This is a genomic window from Phaeobacter italicus (genome assembly GCF_019801785.1).
GTDB lineage: Bacteria > Pseudomonadota > Alphaproteobacteria > Rhodobacterales > Rhodobacteraceae > Phaeobacter > Phaeobacter italicus.
Window position 1 is genome coordinate 285548 of sequence record NZ_JAHVIJ010000003.1, and the last position, 15283, is coordinate 300830.

Annotated in this window: 14 protein-coding genes; 9 read left to right on the top strand and 5 right to left on the bottom strand. The window is 60.6% G+C overall.

The genetic code is table 11. From position 1 onward, the window contains the following. Positions 1-208: 208 nt before the first annotated feature. Complete coding sequence (locus tag KUV39_RS09005) at positions 209-424, bottom strand: DUF1127 domain-containing protein (protein ID WP_008563269.1); 216 nt, start codon at positions 422-424, stop codon at positions 209-211. A gap of 127 nt (positions 425-551) precedes the next feature. Between KUV39_RS09005 and KUV39_RS09010 the strand changes: the two genes are divergently transcribed. Continuing rightward, a complete protein-coding gene (locus tag KUV39_RS09010; protein ID WP_037302745.1) occupies positions 552-1439 on the top strand; it encodes a LysR family transcriptional regulator in 888 nt (295 codons plus the stop codon). A gap of 77 nt (positions 1440-1516) precedes the next feature. On the opposite strand, the gene KUV39_RS09015 is transcribed toward KUV39_RS09010, so the two are convergent. Continuing rightward, on the bottom strand, positions 1517-2485 hold the full coding sequence (locus KUV39_RS09015) for an NADPH:quinone oxidoreductase family protein (protein ID WP_222459590.1): 969 nt from the start codon (positions 2483-2485) through the stop codon (positions 1517-1519). Positions 2486-2845: 360 nt separating this feature from the next. On the opposite strand from KUV39_RS09015, the gene KUV39_RS09020 reads away from it, so the two are divergent. The 3 genes from KUV39_RS09020 to KUV39_RS09030 all read left to right on the top strand — a co-directional run bounded on the left by KUV39_RS09020 (position 2846) and on the right by KUV39_RS09030 (position 5530). Further along, on the top strand, positions 2846-3214 hold the full coding sequence (locus KUV39_RS09020; protein ID WP_037302203.1) for a helix-turn-helix domain-containing protein: 369 nt from the start codon (positions 2846-2848) through the stop codon (positions 3212-3214). A 65-nt stretch (positions 3215-3279) separates the two neighbouring features. Continuing rightward, positions 3280-4074, top strand: coding sequence for a histidinol-phosphatase (gene hisN, locus KUV39_RS09025; protein WP_222459702.1), 795 nt, complete (start codon positions 3280-3282; stop codon positions 4072-4074). Between the two features lie 115 nt (positions 4075-4189). Then, positions 4190-5530, top strand: coding sequence for an 8-oxoguanine deaminase (locus tag KUV39_RS09030; protein WP_008559346.1), 1341 nt, complete (start codon positions 4190-4192; stop codon positions 5528-5530). A 28-nt stretch (positions 5531-5558) separates the two neighbouring features. On the opposite strand, the gene guaD is transcribed toward KUV39_RS09030, so the two are convergent. Further along, positions 5559-6845, bottom strand: a complete 1287-nt coding sequence (guaD, locus tag KUV39_RS09035) for a guanine deaminase (protein ID WP_222459591.1) — start codon at positions 6843-6845, stop codon at positions 5559-5561. A 133-nt stretch (positions 6846-6978) separates the two neighbouring features. On the opposite strand from guaD, the gene mgtE reads away from it, so the two are divergent. Both mgtE and KUV39_RS09045 read left to right on the top strand, forming a co-directional pair. After that, a complete protein-coding gene (gene mgtE / locus KUV39_RS09040; protein ID WP_008560451.1) occupies positions 6979-8367 on the top strand; it encodes a magnesium transporter in 1389 nt (462 codons plus the stop codon). A gap of 33 nt (positions 8368-8400) precedes the next feature. Further along, the gene (locus KUV39_RS09045) at positions 8401-8961 is read left to right on the top strand and encodes a 5-formyltetrahydrofolate cyclo-ligase (RefSeq protein ID WP_008562723.1); all 561 of its coding nucleotides are present in this window, start codon (positions 8401-8403) and stop codon (positions 8959-8961) included. A gap of 12 nt (positions 8962-8973) precedes the next feature. On the opposite strand, the gene KUV39_RS09050 is transcribed toward KUV39_RS09045, so the two are convergent. Then, positions 8974-9888: a LysR family transcriptional regulator gene (locus KUV39_RS09050; RefSeq protein WP_222459592.1), complete on the bottom strand. Its 915-nt coding sequence runs from the start codon at positions 9886-9888 to the stop codon at positions 8974-8976. Between the two features lie 115 nt (positions 9889-10003). On the opposite strand from KUV39_RS09050, the gene KUV39_RS09055 reads away from it, so the two are divergent. From KUV39_RS09055 to KUV39_RS09065, 3 genes are all read left to right on the top strand, one after another. Next, positions 10004-10501 carry a lactoylglutathione lyase family protein gene (locus KUV39_RS09055; protein WP_222459593.1) on the top strand — a complete coding sequence of 166 codons (498 nt, stop codon included), beginning with the start codon at positions 10004-10006 and terminating at the stop codon, positions 10499-10501. A 123-nt stretch (positions 10502-10624) separates the two neighbouring features. Next, complete coding sequence (locus KUV39_RS09060) at positions 10625-11437, top strand: TIGR00282 family metallophosphoesterase (RefSeq protein ID WP_046211225.1); 813 nt, start codon at positions 10625-10627, stop codon at positions 11435-11437. Between the two features lie 312 nt (positions 11438-11749). Next, entirely contained in the window at positions 11750-13528 is a 1779-nt protein-coding gene (locus KUV39_RS09065) for an SLC13 family permease (protein WP_008562633.1), read from the top strand. A gap of 51 nt (positions 13529-13579) precedes the next feature. On the opposite strand, the gene KUV39_RS09070 is transcribed toward KUV39_RS09065, so the two are convergent. Continuing rightward, entirely contained in the window at positions 13580-15250 is a 1671-nt protein-coding gene (locus KUV39_RS09070; RefSeq protein ID WP_222459594.1) for an FAD-binding dehydrogenase, read from the bottom strand. Positions 15251-15283: the final 33 nt, after the last annotated feature.

Sequence of the window (15283 nt, forward strand, 5' to 3'; positions counted from 1 at the left end):
CATGGTCTCCGTCTAAATAGTCTCCCTCGCGCAGTTTTCCTGGCACCATAAGAGGAGCGGCGCAGGAAACTGGCGTTCCCCGCAAATATCGGTTCAACCGCGCTTTGGTTCAAGTCTGCTGAGCCAGTTTTCGGTCGAATTATAGGCAAAAAGGGAGACCGGTAAGCCGGCCTCCCTCTCTGCGGATCTTTTCTGGGATGTGCGACGATCAGACGGCGCGGTTGGTCGGCACGTCCCAGAACGAGCGGCGCGCCTCTTCGGCGGCGGCGCGGGCAGAAATTCCAAGATCCAGAAGGGCCGCATCATCCAGCTTTGCAAGGGTCTGACGTTCGCGCCACAGCGAAATCCGGTTGATCAGCGCCCCAAGAATAGAGCTGTGCTGTGCGCGGGGCGGTGTGCTGCAAAGTGTGTCCATGTAGGTCATGATGTGTGTCCTTTTCTGGATCGGTGATGGTAGATCCGTTTGCTATCAATTCTGTTGATGTATATGGGGAAGTATGATTGATTTGAAAAACGAATGTTTATGATCTGACTGATCAAGGATTGTGATGATGAGAAATCTTGATATCACCACTCTGCGGTCGTTTGTCGCTGTGGCAGACAATGGCGGGGTTACCCGAGCTGCCGGTTTTCTGCACCTGACCCAATCGGCGGTCTCCATGCAGTTGAAACGCCTTGAAGAGCTTTTAGGGCTGCAACTTCTGGACCGCTCCGGCCGCACCATCGCGCTCACCGCTTCGGGAGAGCAGCTGCTGGCCTATGCGCGCCGCATGATCGCGCTGAACGACGAAGCGGTCAGCCGTCTGACAGACCAGGCCTATGAGGGAGAGATCGTTCTGGGCGTGCCGCATGACATCGTCTACCCGGCCATCCCGCAGGTCTTGCAGCGGTTCAATGCGCAATACCCCCGGGTCAAGGTGCAGCTGTTGTCGAGCTATACCCGTTCGCTCAAGGAGCAATTTGCCCGCGGTGAATGTGATCTCATCCTCACCACCGAAACAGCGACGGCTGAAAATGGCGAGATCCTTGCCGAGCGCCCCCTGTGCTGGATCGGTGCGCCGACCGGGTCCGTCTGGCGCCAGCAACCGTTGCAGCTGGCATTTGGGCGCTATTGCACCTTCCGCCCAAAAGTGATGCGGGCGTTGGACGCGGCGGGGATTTCCTGGGAGCTGATGGTCGAAACCGACAGCGATCGCACGATCGAAGCCACTGTCAGCGCCGATCTCGCAGTGACGGCAATGATCGAAGGCACCGAGCCACCCCACCTGGCGCAGGTCGACCACGGCGGCGCGCTGCCTGAACTGCCGGTCCAGCTGATCAACCTCTATGGCGGCGAGACTTCTGGCTCTCCCATCGTGAACGAGCTGGCGGCGCTGGTCCGTCAGGCGTTTCGTACCATCAGCACGCCGCTACAGTCGCCCCAGTGGAACGCGGCCTGACGCGGCTGAAAGCTGATGGTGTAAAATGTCCAGCCTCGATGCCTGCCCTTACTGGGCGGTGGCGTCGAGGCTTTCCTTCAGGTCTCGTCACGCAGGGTAATGACAACCTTGCCCGTCGCCTTGCGGCTGCGCAGCAGCTCCAGCCCTTCGTTAACACGCTCTAGTGGCAGCTTATGGCTGATATGTGGTCGCAATGAGCCGTCCTCGTACCAGTCAATCAGCGTGGAGGTCGCGCGGCGGATCACATGGGGATGGGATTTCAGGTAACCACCAAAGTAAAAGCCGATCACGGTCAGGTTCTTGACCAGCAGGTGATTTGCCGGGATTTGCGGCACCTCGCCCCCGGCAAATCCGATGGGCAGCAGGCGGCCGCCGGGATTGGTCGCACGAAAGGCGGCGGTCCAGACATCGCCACCGATGGCTTCATAGACGACATCAGCGCCGCCCAGCTCCTTGACCTTGCTGCGCAGATCCTCGCTGGCATCAATCAGGTGGTCGGCACCAGCGGCCTTTGCGATTGCCAACTTTTCAGGCCCCCGCGCATGGGCGATGACACGCGCGCCCAAACGTTTGCCAATCTCGACAGCTGTCAGCCCCACACCCCCAGCGGCGCCAGTGACCAACAGGGTCTCACCCGGTTGCAGCCGGGCACAGTGTTCTAGGGCAACCAGGCCGGTTCCATAGGTGATCTGAAACGCAGCCGCGTCAGCAAAGCTCATGGCGTCGGGAATTTTCACCGCGCGTGCGGCGTCGAAACAGCCGTAATCCGCAAGCCCCCCCTGACCGGAGAAAACGGCCACGCGGTCGCCAATGGAAAACCCCTCAACATCAGAACCAACCGCAGTCACCACGCCAGCCAGTTCCAGCCCCGGAACAAAGGGTAGGGGCGGCGTGTCCTGGTATTGCCCCTTGAGCAGGAGCAGATCTGCAAAATTCAACCCGCAGGCGTAAATCGCGACCCCAATCTGACCAGAAGAGGGAGGTGTGAAATCAACCGATGCGATAGCTGGCCCTACGTCAAAATTATCTATTCGGTAGGCGCGCATACTATTTTTCCATATCTCAGTGGGGTTTTGGTGATTCGACTGGGGCAGAGCATGCCAGATTCGGATTGCTCACACCTCACTATTTATGGGGAGGTTGGAGCGCCGTGAAAAAAACGTTAACGATACAAGAAAAAATAGGGCTTAAAATCATGCGTTTGTCGCACGAAGGCCCATGACAGGGCGAGTATCAGCTTGAATTCAACCGCTAGGGTCGTAAACTCAACTGCAATGGGAACGCTCCGATTGGCTTGATGGGGAATTCCGTTAGCGATGACACGGCAATTGGCCCTGACAACGTGTGCGGAATAAATGACAGCCGTTTGGATGACGGGTTCCAGCATTAAAAATTAGGAGAAACGCATGGCTCATCCAGTGGACGTGCACGTGGGGAAGCGCATCCGGCACCGCCGGTGGCTCATCGGCATGACGCAGCAGCAACTTGCTGAACTTGTAGGCATCAAGTTCCAGCAAATCCAGAAATACGAAACCGGTGCAAACCGTGTGAGCGCCTCCCGTCTTTGGGATATCTCGGACGCTCTTGGCGTGCCGGTCAGCTTCTTCTTTGAGGGGCTGCAGGAAGACGATGGCGCTGCCGAAAAATCGCAGGTGCCTGACGATCTGATGGGCGACAAGGAAGCTCTGGATCTGGTTCGCTCCTACTACGCGATCCCGGAAAACCAGCGCCGCCGCCTCTTTGAACTCGCACGTGTTCTGAGCGACGTCGCCTGAAATTCCAGCCCCGAGGGGCAGGAGAAGACTTGAAATTTGCGCGGTCGGATGTCACCCGTTCCACTATGACACCGACCGCGCTTTCTGATACAGACGTTGCCCATCGGATGGCCGATGCTGCACGTCAGGCCATCCTGCCGCATTTTCGCGCCGCAGGCCTTCAATCCGACAACAAGCTGGACCAGGGCTTCGACCCGGTAACCGTGGCTGACCGTGCCGCCGAAGAGGCGATGCGCGCGGTTCTTGGTGATCTGCGGCCCGAGGACAGCATCCTGGGGGAAGAGTTCGGCGCAGTCGAGGGCCGGTCTGGGCGGACCTGGGTTCTGGATCCGATCGACGGCACCCGTGGGTTCATCAGCGGAACGCCAACATGGGGTGTCCTGATTGCCCTTGGGGATCAGAATGGGCCTTTCCTTGGGGTGGTGGACCAGCCCTACATCGGTGAGCGTTTCATCGGCTCCCCCGACGGGGCAAGCGTGACGGGTCCAATGGGGCAGCACCTGCTCAAGGTTCGCCAGACAACCGATCTGTCCGAAGCGACATTGTTCACCACATTCCCCGAGGTCGGAACCGCCGCAGAGGCAGCGGCCTTTCACCGGGTGGCCGACAAGGTCCGTCTGACCCGCTATGGCATGGATTGCTATGCCTATGCGCTATTGGCGGCTGGGCAATGTGACCTTGTGATCGAGGCAGGGCTCAATGCCTACGACATTCAGGCGCCGATTGCGTTGATCCAGGCCGCTGGGGGCATTGTCACCGACTGGCAGGGGGGCACAGCCCATCACGGCGGGCAGGTGATTGCCGCAGCCACAGCCGAGCTGCACGCTGCCGCGCTGGAGCTTATTCAGCAAAAGGCTTGATAAGACGACGGTTTCCGGGCTAGTCTGTGGCCGCGCGCCGAGTCCTTTGCCCGTATTCTGTCGGTGCCACTTCACACTTCATCACCGAAACGGGCAATCTGGTGGAGTGTGACTTATGTCCGAAATTCTTATTCAATCCGTAGATGTTGTCCTGACGATGGACGATCAGCGCCGCAAGCTCGAGGGCGCCGATATCCGCCTGAAGGATGGCGTCATCGCCGAAATCGGCACGCAGCTTGAAACGCATGGCAGCATCGTGAATGGGCGAGGCTCGGTGGTGACACCGGGGCTGATCAACACCCATCACCATCTCTACCAGAACCTGACCCGCGCCGTCCCCGGCGCCCAGGATGCGCTGTTGTTTGGCTGGCTGCAGAGGCTCTATCCGATCTGGTCTGCCTTCACGCCTGACGACATGCATGTCTCGGCCCAGCTCGGGTTGGCAGAACTGGCCTTGTCTGGATGTACGCTGACCTCTGACCATCTCTATCTTTATCCCAACGGCTCCCGGCTGGAGGATACAATCCACGCCGCCCGCGACATCGGATTGCGTTTCCAACCCACGCGGGGCGCCATGAGCATCGGCGAAAGCGCAGGAGGCTTGCCGCCGGATAGCTTGGTCGAAAAGGAAGAGGACATCCTCAACGATATGATCCGGGTGGTCGATGCCTTCCACGACCCGGCAGAGGGATCGATGTGCCGGGTGTCTCTGGCGCCATGTTCCCCCTTTTCGGTCAGCCGCGAGCTGATGCGCGACAGTGCGATCTTGGCCCGTGACAAGGGGGTGATGCTGCACACTCATCTGGCGGAAAACGACGAGGATATTGCCTACTCCCTCTCCCAGTTCGGCTGCCGCCCCGGCCAATATGCCGAGGATCTGGGCTGGACCGGCCCGGATGTGTGGCACGCCCATTGCGTGAAACTCGACGCAGGTGAAATAGACCTGTTCCAGCGCACCAAGACCGGGGTTGCCCATTGTCCGTGCTCCAACTGTCGGCTTGGCAGCGGTATCGCGCCGGTACGGGCGATGCGCGATGCCGGGGTGCCGGTGGCGCTGGGGGTGGATGGGTCTGCCAGCAATGACATGGCGAGCCTCATCGCAGAGGCCCGTCAGGCCATGTTGTTGCAGCGGGTGATGCAGGGGGCCGACGCGATGAGCGCCTATGAGGCCCTCGAAATTGCCACCCGCGGCGGGGCAGAGGTGCTGGGGCGGCCCGACGTGGGGCAACTGGCCGTCGGCAAACGGGCGGATATCGCGATCTGGGATGTGACGGCCATTGCCTCAAGCGGCAGCTGGGATCCGGCAGCGATGCTTCTGGCTGGCCCGACGCAGGTCAAGCATCTCTTCGTCGAGGGGCGGCAGGTGGTCCGCGATGGAATGCTGACCACATTGGATCTGCCAACCCTCATAGAGCGCCACCAAAGCGCGGCACGCCGTTTGATGGCGCTTGGCTGAGCGAGAGGCGCGCTAGCGCCTCTCATTGTCAGTCGCGTTTGCCGTTGATCCAGACCTCTGCGATCGCGCGGTCGTCGCCCATCATGATGGTGGCAAACACCGCCTCCCAGATGTCTTCGGCGCGGGCGCTACGCTGGGCAATTGCGGGTGTAGAGGCAAGATCCAGAACCACCAGATCCGCCTCGTGGCCGACTGTGATATTGCCGATGCAATCGTCCAGTCGCAGTGCCCGGGCCGAACCTTGGGTCGCCAGCCACAAAAGCTGCGCTGCATGAAGGGGCGTGCCACGCAGCTGCCCCACCTCATAGGCCGCAGCCATGGTGCGCAGCATGGAAAAGCTGGATCCGCCGCCCGTATCGGTTGCCAGGCCAACGCGATGACCATCAGCCATCAGACCCGCCATGTCGAACAGGCCGGATCCGATGAAGGTGTTGGAGGTCGGGCAATGGACCAAAGCGGCATCAACCTCGCGCAGTCGGTCCCGTTCTCGCGGTTCCAGATGGATCGCGTGCCCATAGACCCCGCGCGCGCCCAGCAGGCCAAAGCTCTCGTAGGTGTCCAGATAGTCGCGGGCGTCAGGGAAAAGGGTTTTGACCCAGGCAATCTCGTCGGTCTGTTCGCTCAGATGGGTCTGCATCAGACAGTCGGGGTGATCGGCCCAAAGCGCGCCCATTGCCTCCAGCTGCTCGGGCGTCGAGGTGGGTGAAAACCGTGGTGTGATGGCATAGGACAAGCGCTCCACCCCGTGCCAACGGGCGATCAGGGCAGCACTGTCGTCATGGGCAGATTGCGCCGTGTCGCGCAACCCGTCTGGGGCGTTGCGATCCATGCAGGTCTTACCGGCAATCACGCGCTGGCCCCGTGCCTTGGCGGCGCTGAAAAACGCATCAACGCTTTCGGGGTGGATGGTGCCGTAGCTGCACATCGTCGTGGTGCCATTGGCCCGTGTCAGATCAAGATAGCGGTTTGCGATATCATCGGCATAGGCACGATCAGCAAACCGCATCTCTTCGGGAAAGGTGTAGCTGTTCAACCAGTCGATCAGCCGTTTTCCCCAGCTTGCAATGATGGCGGTCTGTGGGAAATGCACATGTGCATCGACAAACCCTGCAAGGATCAGATGGTCGCCGTGATCCACGACCTCGGCGCCCGGATGATCTGCCTGCAATCCTGCCTTGGTGCCAACCGCAAGGATCTTGCCATCACCGATGGCAACGGCCTCATGCAGACGGGCGGCGTCCTCAGGGGTATTTGCGTCAAAGGGGGAGTGCTCGAACGACAGCACCTGCCCACTAATGATGTATTCCGCCTGCATGAATGCGGTCCTTTCTTGCCAAATCGGAGTGCGCAGGATACGCGCAGCATCACCGACGGTAAATTCCGACATTGTCATTGTTTTTCGGTAACTGCTTCTTTTATTTCATACGCAATCAGGAAAGGAGCCTCAGATGGTCACAGATAACGACGCAGACATGGTCGATCCGGGATCTGAGGACGCCTATGAGCTGGACCGCAAGCGCGTGGCCCAGATTCTTGATGCGGTCGAAGCAAATGATCAGGCCCTCCTGACCGAGTTGATGGAGCCGCTGCACGCGGCCGACATCGCCGACCTTTTGGAGCAGATCAACGCACCGGATCGCGCCGCGCTCATTCAGCTGTACGGCCGAGAGTTTGACGGTGAGATCCTGTCGGAACTGGATGAATCGATCCGGGAAGAGGTGATCGGGCTCCTCAATCCGCAGGTTCTCGCAGAGGCCGTGCGGGATCTGGAAAGCGACGATGTTGTCGACCTTCTGGAAGATCTAGAGGAACCCCAGCAGGAAGCGATCCTGCAATCGCTCGAAGACGCTGACAGGGTCGCGGTCCAGCAATCGCTGAGCTATCCGGAAAACTCCGCTGGTCGCTTGATGCAGCGCGAAGTCGTGATGGCGCCGGAACATTGGACCGTGGGTCAGGCAATTGATTTCATGCGGGAATCGGACAACCTCCCGGATCAATTCTATCACGTCGTGCTGGTTGATCCGCGCCTGCATCCTGTCGGCAACGTCACCCTTGGCCGTATCATGGGCGCCAAGCGTGATGTCAGGCTGACCGATATTGTCGAAGAGACCTTTCAGATCATCCCCGTTGATCAGGACGAGGAAGATGTGGCCTATGCTTTCAACCAGTACCACCTCATCTCAGCCCCGGTTGTTGACGACGAGGGGCGGCTGGTTGGTGTGATCACCATTGATGATGCCATGATCGTTCTGGACGAAGAACACGAAGAGGACATTCTGCGCCTCGCGGGTGTGAGCGACGGCAGCCTGGCTGACCGTGTCATCGCAACAACGAAACAGCGCTTTCCCTGGCTGGCGGTCAACCTTGGCACGGCTGTTCTGGCCTCTCTCGTGATCGCCCAGTTCGAAGCCACAATTGCACAGTTCGTGGCGTTGGCGGTCCTTATGCCGATCGTGGCCTCAATGGGGGGCAATGCGGGCACCCAGTCACTGACCGTGGCCGTGCGCGCTCTTGCCACGCGCGACCTGACAGGCTCGAACGTCTGGCGGGTCATCCGCCGTGAGGTGCTGGTGGGGCTTTTGAATGGTCTCGCTTTTGCGATCATCATGGGTGTCGTCGGCATCATCTGGTTTGGCTCGGCCCAGCTTGGTGGTGTCATCGCAGTCGCAATGGTCATCAATCTGGTCGTCGCGGGGCTCGCTGGAACGGTGGTGCCGATTATCCTTGAAAAAGTCGGGGTTGATCCGGCCCTCGCATCTGGGGCTTTTGTGACGACTGTGACGGATATCGTTGGTTTCTTTGCCTTTCTCGGGCTGGCAGGCGCTGTCCTGTTCTAGTCGGGCAGGGGCGCGCACTAAAAAGGATCCCCCATGCAAGATCTCACCCAGATCAAAGCCGAAGCCCGCAAGGCCGCCTTTCAGCGTCGCAAGGCGGCCCATGACATGAACAAGCCCGGCACGGCGGGCCATCTGTCCGAAGTGTTGGCAGGCTACCGTGGTGTGCCGCTGGCGGGATACATGCCGATCCGCACCGAAATCGACCCGCTGCCCGCAATGGCAGAGGCCGCCGCGCATGGTCCGGTTGGTGTGCCAGTGATCCAGGCCGCCGAGACCCCATTGAAGTTCAGCCGCTGGACTCCTGAAGGGGCGTTGCGCGATGGTCCTTTTGGGGCGAAGGTGCCCGAGATCGACGACTACTTCGAACCCGAAATCCTGATTGTGCCGCTTGTTGGGTTTGATGCGCGAGGGGGGCGGCTTGGCTATGGTGGCGGCTTTTATGACCGCACGCTGGAGCTGCTGCGCGGCAAACGGCCGACACTTGCGATCGGTTTTGCCTATGAGGCACAGCGCGCCGACGCTCTGCCGCTGGAGCCAACCGATCAGCCGCTGGACATGATCGTTACCGAGAACGGGATCTACGACATCCGCTGAGCCATTGCGCCACTACCGGGCAGGGGCGGGGGCCTCTGCCAGACTGGCAGCCACCTCAGAGATGATGTCTCTGATGGGGTGGAGACGCGCAGGCTCTGCCTCCTGCTGGGGGGCAATCAGCCATAAAGGGTCCGACAACGGATTGGGGAGGCTCGCGACTGAGACGCTCTGCTGCGAGGCGCCAGACAATGCGCGCAATGCACTTTCCGGCAAGGCCGTATAGCCAAGCCCAGCCTCCACCGGCAACAGGATCTGCCCGATCTGGTTGATGAACACCCGTGGCTCTGCCTCGGGCAAGGTGCCGGAGAAGTTGCGCCGCCACACCCGTGCAAGCAGGCTCTGCCCATCAGGATGGCCCACAAAGGGCAGCTCGCGCAGGGTGTCAGGTTCAACTTGCGCAGCGGACCCCGGCGGCAGTAGCAAACGGATCTGGTCCTGACCTATCTGCCGGCTTTCCAAACGTGCCATTGATGATGGCGCGTGCATGATCGCAAGATCCAGTTCGCCATCGCTCAGCGCCCGCTCCATGGTGCGCGCGGGCATCGCAACCAGGGACATCTGCAGCCCCGGATGGCTCAGCAGATGCGCCCGGAGCGCAGGCCACAGCAACAGCGCAAAGCCCCCCGAACAGCCGATACGCACCTGTCCCTGACCGGGATCATCCCGACCAAGCCGCTGGCGAAGGTGCAACTCTTCCTGCCTGCGTCGCAGACCAACCTGACGCAGATGCTCCCCCGCTTCGGTGAGGGCAAGCCGCTTGCCGTCGCGCAGCAACAGAGGCTGTCCCAGTTGGTCCTCCAGCTTGCGGATATGCTGGCTGACACCTGGTTGGGTCATGTTCAGCCGCTCGGCGGTGCGGGTAAAGCTCATGACGTCGCTCAGCGTGGTGAAGGTTTCCAACCATGTGGCGTTCAGCGGCACGTCCATTCCAATTCGTTATGATTAATCTCCCACATCATAATTTTTCTTTCTGAACGGGCAAGCCTACATCCTTCGCATACGCAACATTGCCAACATCAAGGCGACACAGAAAGGAAACGTCATGCTGCCAACACCCCGCGGATTTTCACATATCGGTCTCTCTGTTCCCGATCTCGACGCAGCGATCCGGTTCTACCGCGACGTTCTGGGCTTTTACGTGATAATGGATGCGACCGAGGTGGTCGAAGACGACAGCGAGATCGGGCGCATGTGTACAGATGTCTTCGGCAAGGGCTGGGGGAGCCTGCGCATCGCGCATTTGTCGACCGCTGACCGCGTCGGGATCGAACTGTTCGAATTCGAAGCCAACCACGCCCCCGACAACAATCTGGATTTCCGCCGCCATGGCATCTTTCACTTCTGTGTTCAGGATCCCGATATCGAGGGGCTGACAAAAAAGATCGTTGCTGCGGGCGGCAAGCAGCGGATGCCCATCCGCGAATACTATCCCGGTGAAAAACCCTACAAGATGGTCTACGTCGAAGATCCCTTTGGCAATGTCTTTGAAATCTACACCCACAGCTACGAGCTCACCTATTCGCCCGGTGCCTATGCCTAGGTGAGGGCGGGTCTGGCCGGTTTCTGCCAGCCAGACCGCCGCTTTTGGCAGCGCTTTGCCCTGCGCACTCGCCCCAGTTGCATGGCCTTGTGCTTTGGTCATGCAGCCCCTATGCCGGATTTCATGAGAATTCTGTTTCTGGGCGATGTGATGGGCCGCGCTGGGCGCAAGGCGATCACCGAAAACCTGCCGCAACTGCGCGAGGCGTGGCGGCTGGATTTTGTCGTGGTGAATGGCGAAAACGCCTCTAACGGCATGGGGCTGAAGGCTGACCATGCAGAGCTGCTGCTGGCGGCAGGTGTGGATTGCCTCACGCTTGGCGATCATGCCTTCGACCAGAAGGACATGCTGCAGTTCATCGAAAAAGAACCGCGCATCATCCGGCCGCTGAACTTTGCCAAAAACGCGCCGGGACGGGGCTATCGGTTGTTCAACGCGCCAGGCGGGCGCAAGGTTCTTGTGGTGCAGGCGCTTGGTCAGGTGTTCATGAAACGCGCCTTTGACGATCCGTTTGGTGCGGTCGAAGCGGTGCTGAAATCCCATCCGCGCGGTGGGCTGGCGCAGGCGGTGATCGTGGACATGCACTGCGAAGCGACCTCTGAAAAGATGGCCATGGGGCATTTCTGCAATGGGCGTGCCTCGCTGGTGGTGGGCACGCATACCCATGTGCCGACAGCTGATGCACAGATCCTGTCCGAAGGAACCGGTTATCTGACAGATGCGGGGATGTGCGGCGACTACAATTCGGTCATCGGTATGGACAAGGCCGAGCCGATGCGCCGTTTCCTCACAGGCATGCCCAAAAGCCGCTTTACCCCCGCAGAAGGGCCGGCAACCTTGTCCGGGGTCTTTGTCGAAACAGACGACCGCACGGGCGCAGCCAAGTCGATCCGCATGGTCCGCCACGGCGGTCTGCTGGAGGAAGCGGCCCCCTGATTCCATACCCCCACAGCCGTCGGTGCGCGCCTTTGGCGCCACCACTGGCCGTGGGGTCGGCAGCCCAATGTTTCCAGGTCGAAATCTGGTGCCGCTTTTGCAGCGTTGCGGGGAAAATAAGTCCCGCCCTCAATCGACGTGCAAACGCCTGTTCCGATTTTTTCGCCACCTTTGTTTCAACTGTGCAAGACACTTGCCTGAGAATTTGTGTTAGGGTTCACTCCGGCGGGCGCACACCGGCCTGACGGCTGGCTGGGCGCTTTGGATTGACTGGGAAACCCTGTTTTAACCTCTTGGATGTCATCACCCCTCATGCAGTTTTTTTCCCTTGGTGAAACAGGCGACGCGGTGCTCACGCTGCTGATTGTCGTGGCAATGTTCGTGGCGTTCCTGCGCGAGACCTTTCCGACCGAAGTCGTCGCGCTCGCCGGTGTTTCGGTGATGCTGGCAACCGGTGTTCTGCCCTATCAAGCGGCCTTGCCGGTTCTGGCCAACCCCGCGCCCTGGACCATCGCGGCGATGTTCATCATCATGGGGGCGTTGGTGCGGACCGGGGCGCTTGATGCCTTTACTGCACAGGCCCGCAAACAGGCCGAGGTCAACCCCAAGCTGGCGATTGCGCTCCTCATGGCGTTTGTGATTTCAGCCTCTGCCGTGGTGTCCAACACGCCCGTGGTGGTTGTGATGATCCCGGTGTTTATCCAGATCGCGCGCACGCTGAACGTTTCGGCGTCAAAACTGCTCATTCCGCTCAGCTATGCCGCCATATTGGGGGGGACGCTGACCCTGATCGGGACGTCCACCAACCTGTTGGTGGATGGCGTGGCCCGCGCCCAGGGTCTTGCGCCGTTTTCGATTTTCGAGGTTACACCGCTCGGGCTCATTCTGGTGGCCTGGGGAATGATCTATCTGCGCTTTGTCGCGCCGCGCCTGCTGCCTGACCGCAGCAGCATGGCGAGCCTGCTCAGCGATCGGTCGCGGATGAAGTTCTTCACCGAAGCGGTGATCCCGCCGGAAAGCAACCTGATCGGTCGCGAAGTCACAGGCGTCCAGCTGTTCAAGCGCCCCGGTGTCCGCCTGGTCGACGTCATTCGCGGCGATATCTCCCTGCGCAACTCTCTCAAGGGGGTAGAGCTGCAGGTGGGCGATCGGGTGGTGCTGCGCACCCAGATGACCGAACTGCTCAGTCTGCAGCGCAACAAAGAGCTCAAGCGCGTGGATCAGGTTTCCACGGTGGAAACCACCACGGTTGAGGTGCTGATTACCCCCGGCTGCCGAATGGTCGGGCGCTCGCTGGGGGCCATGCGCCTGCGCCGGCGCTATGGTGTCTACACATTGGCCGTGCATCGCAGAAACCAGAACATCGGTGTTCAGCTTGAGGATCTGGTGGTGCGTGTGGGGGATACCCTTCTGTTGGAAGGTAACGCCGAAGACATTCAGCGTCTCGCGGCAGATATGGACATGGCGGCTGTCTCGCAACCTTCCGTGCGGGCCTATCGCCGCCGTCACGCGCCGATTGCCATCGTGGCGTTGATCGGCATCGTCCTGCTGGCGGCCCTTGGCGTTGCGCCGATCCTGATGCTGTCGGTGCTTGCGGTGTCCATTGTCCTAGTGACCCGCTGCATCGACGCGGACGAGGCGTTTTCGTTTGTCGACGGGCGTTTGCTCACGCTTATCTTTGCGATGCTGGCGATTGGCGCCGCCTTGGAGAGTTCGGGTGCCGTGGCTCTCATCGTCAACGCGATCGCGCCGTCGCTGTCGCTGCTGCCGCCGTTCCTGCTGGTTTGGGCGGTCTATCTGCTGACATCTGTCCTCACGGAACTGGTCTCCAACAATGCGGTGGCTGTGGTGGTGACGCCCATCGCCGTGGGGCTGGCCCAGGCGATGGGGATCGACCCGCGCCCGCTGGTGGTGGCGGTGATGGTGGCGGCATCGGCCTCCTTTGCGACGCCGATCGGCTATCAGACCAACATGCTGGTTTACGGGCCGGGTGGGTATAAATTCACCGACTTCCTGCGCGTGGGCATTCCGCTGAACCTCAGCATCGGGCTTTTGGCCTCTGTGCTGATCCCGTTCATCTGGCCGCTTTAAGTACGGTAGGTAAGGTTTTGTTAACCATGATTTTCCGCCGAAAATCGCCGATCATGCAATGGCGCTGGATCGGCCTGCCTGTCGTCCGGTAAACAGACAGCCGCCAAGAAAGCTGCCCTCCAGCGCGTTATAGCCGTGGTATCCGCCACCGCCAAATCCCGCGACCTCTCCGGCGGCAAACAGACCGGGGATCGCCCGCCCATCCGCGCCGATCAACTGGCCCTCAAGATCCGTCTGAAAACCACCAAGCGTCTTGCGGGTCAAGATGTTCAGCCGTACCGCAATCAGCGGCCCATTGGCCCGGTCCAGAATGCGATGTGGCTTGGCCGTGCGGATCAGCCGATCCCCCAGATAACGGCGCGCGGCATGTATCGCGATCAGCTGCGCATCCTTGGCAAAGGGGTTGTCGGCCTGCGCGTCACGCGCTTCGATCTGGCGGCGCAGGTGGGTTTCTTCCAACGCCACATCACCGATTTCATTCATGCCTTTGACCAGCTCGCTCAGGGTGTCGGCGACAACGAAATCAGCGCCGTGCTTTTTGAAAGCCTCGACCGGGGCGGGGGCCTTGCCACGGGACAAAAGCCGCGCGCGCAACACCTCGCGCCAACTGCCCGAGCTGAGATCCGGGTTTTGTTCAGAGCCGGAAAGGGCAAATTCCTTTTCAATGATCTTCTGGCTCAGGATGAACCAGCTGTAGTCATGCCCGGTCTTGAGGATCTCGCGCAGTGTGCCAAGCGTATCAAACCCCGGCAGATAGGGCGCAGGCAGCCGGTCGCCCTTGGCGTCAAACCACATGGAGGACGGGCCGGGCAGAATGCGGATGCCGTGGTTGGGCCAGATCGGATCCCAGTTGCGCAGCCCTTCGGTGTAATGCCACATCCGGTCCGCGTTGATGACATGGCCGCCTGCGGCCTCGGTAATCGGGATCATGCGGCCATCAACGTGAAAGGGCACACCTGCCACCATGGTCTTTGGCGCGGGGCCCAGCCGCTCTGTCGGCCAGTTGCGCCGGACCGCCTCAAGGTTGCCACCAATCCCCCCAGAGGCGACCAGAACCGATGGGGCATATATTTCGAACTCGCCAATTTCATGGCGGCTGGTGCGTGCGCCCTGCGGGGCCTCATCCGGGGCGAGGATCTCGCCTGAAACCCCTTGGATCCTGCCGCCCTGGGTGATGATGTGGCTCACCTGATGGCGAAACCGCAGCTGGATCAGCCCGGCCTCGGCATGGGCCCTGACGCGCTCTGCAAATGGGGCGACAACACCGGGTCCGGTGCCCCAGGTGACGTGAAATCGGGGGACGGAGTTGCCATGCCCCTCGGCACTGCCACCCCCGCGTTCGGCCCAGCCCACAACCGGAAACCAGCGCATGCCAAGCCCGGAAAGCCAGGCGCGCATCTCTGCGCTGGCAAAGTCCAGATAGGCCCGCGCCCAGCGTTGTGGCCAATGGTCCTCGGCGCGATCGAACTGAGCGCTGCCAAACCAGTCGCGCCGCGCAAGATCGGTGCAATCGCGAATGCCCATGCGGCGCTGCTCTGGCGTGTCGATCATGAACAGGCCACCCAGGCTCCAATGCGCCTGACCGCCGATGAAATGTGCCGGCTCCTGCTCGACCAGAATGACGGATTTGCCGCGATCTCCCAGTTCTGCGGCGGCAACCAGCCCCGCAAGCCCTGCGCCTACGATGATCACATCAGCACTGGTATCGGCAGGTCGTGTCATGCTCTGGCCCTCCGTTTGCCTTTTGCCAGCCTA

Bases quoted from the DNA above. Each gene is read 5' to 3' on its own strand.
- KUV39_RS09005 (WP_008563269.1), bottom strand. From the start codon at position 424: ATGACCTACATGGACACACTTTGCAGCACACCGCCCCGCGCACAGCAC.
- KUV39_RS09010 (WP_037302745.1), top strand. From the start codon at position 552: ATGAGAAATCTTGATATCACCACTCTGCGGTCGTTTGTCGCTGTGGCA.
- KUV39_RS09015 (WP_222459590.1), bottom strand. From the start codon at position 2,485: ATGCGCGCCTACCGAATAGATAATTTTGACGTAGGGCCAGCTATCGCA.
- KUV39_RS09020 (WP_037302203.1), top strand. From the start codon at position 2,846: ATGGCTCATCCAGTGGACGTGCACGTGGGGAAGCGCATCCGGCACCGC.
- hisN (WP_222459702.1), top strand. From the start codon at position 3,280: ATGACACCGACCGCGCTTTCTGATACAGACGTTGCCCATCGGATGGCC.
- KUV39_RS09030 (WP_008559346.1), top strand. From the start codon at position 4,190: ATGTCCGAAATTCTTATTCAATCCGTAGATGTTGTCCTGACGATGGAC.
- guaD (WP_222459591.1), bottom strand. From the start codon at position 6,845: ATGCAGGCGGAATACATCATTAGTGGGCAGGTGCTGTCGTTCGAGCAC.
- mgtE (WP_008560451.1), top strand. From the start codon at position 6,979: ATGGTCACAGATAACGACGCAGACATGGTCGATCCGGGATCTGAGGAC.
- KUV39_RS09045 (WP_008562723.1), top strand. From the start codon at position 8,401: ATGCAAGATCTCACCCAGATCAAAGCCGAAGCCCGCAAGGCCGCCTTT.
- KUV39_RS09050 (WP_222459592.1), bottom strand. From the start codon at position 9,888: ATGGACGTGCCGCTGAACGCCACATGGTTGGAAACCTTCACCACGCTG.
- KUV39_RS09055 (WP_222459593.1), top strand. From the start codon at position 10,004: ATGCTGCCAACACCCCGCGGATTTTCACATATCGGTCTCTCTGTTCCC.
- KUV39_RS09060 (WP_046211225.1), top strand. From the start codon at position 10,625: ATGAGAATTCTGTTTCTGGGCGATGTGATGGGCCGCGCTGGGCGCAAG.
- KUV39_RS09065 (WP_008562633.1), top strand. From the start codon at position 11,750: ATGCAGTTTTTTTCCCTTGGTGAAACAGGCGACGCGGTGCTCACGCTG.
- KUV39_RS09070 (WP_222459594.1), bottom strand. From the start codon at position 15,250: ATGACACGACCTGCCGATACCAGTGCTGATGTGATCATCGTAGGCGCA.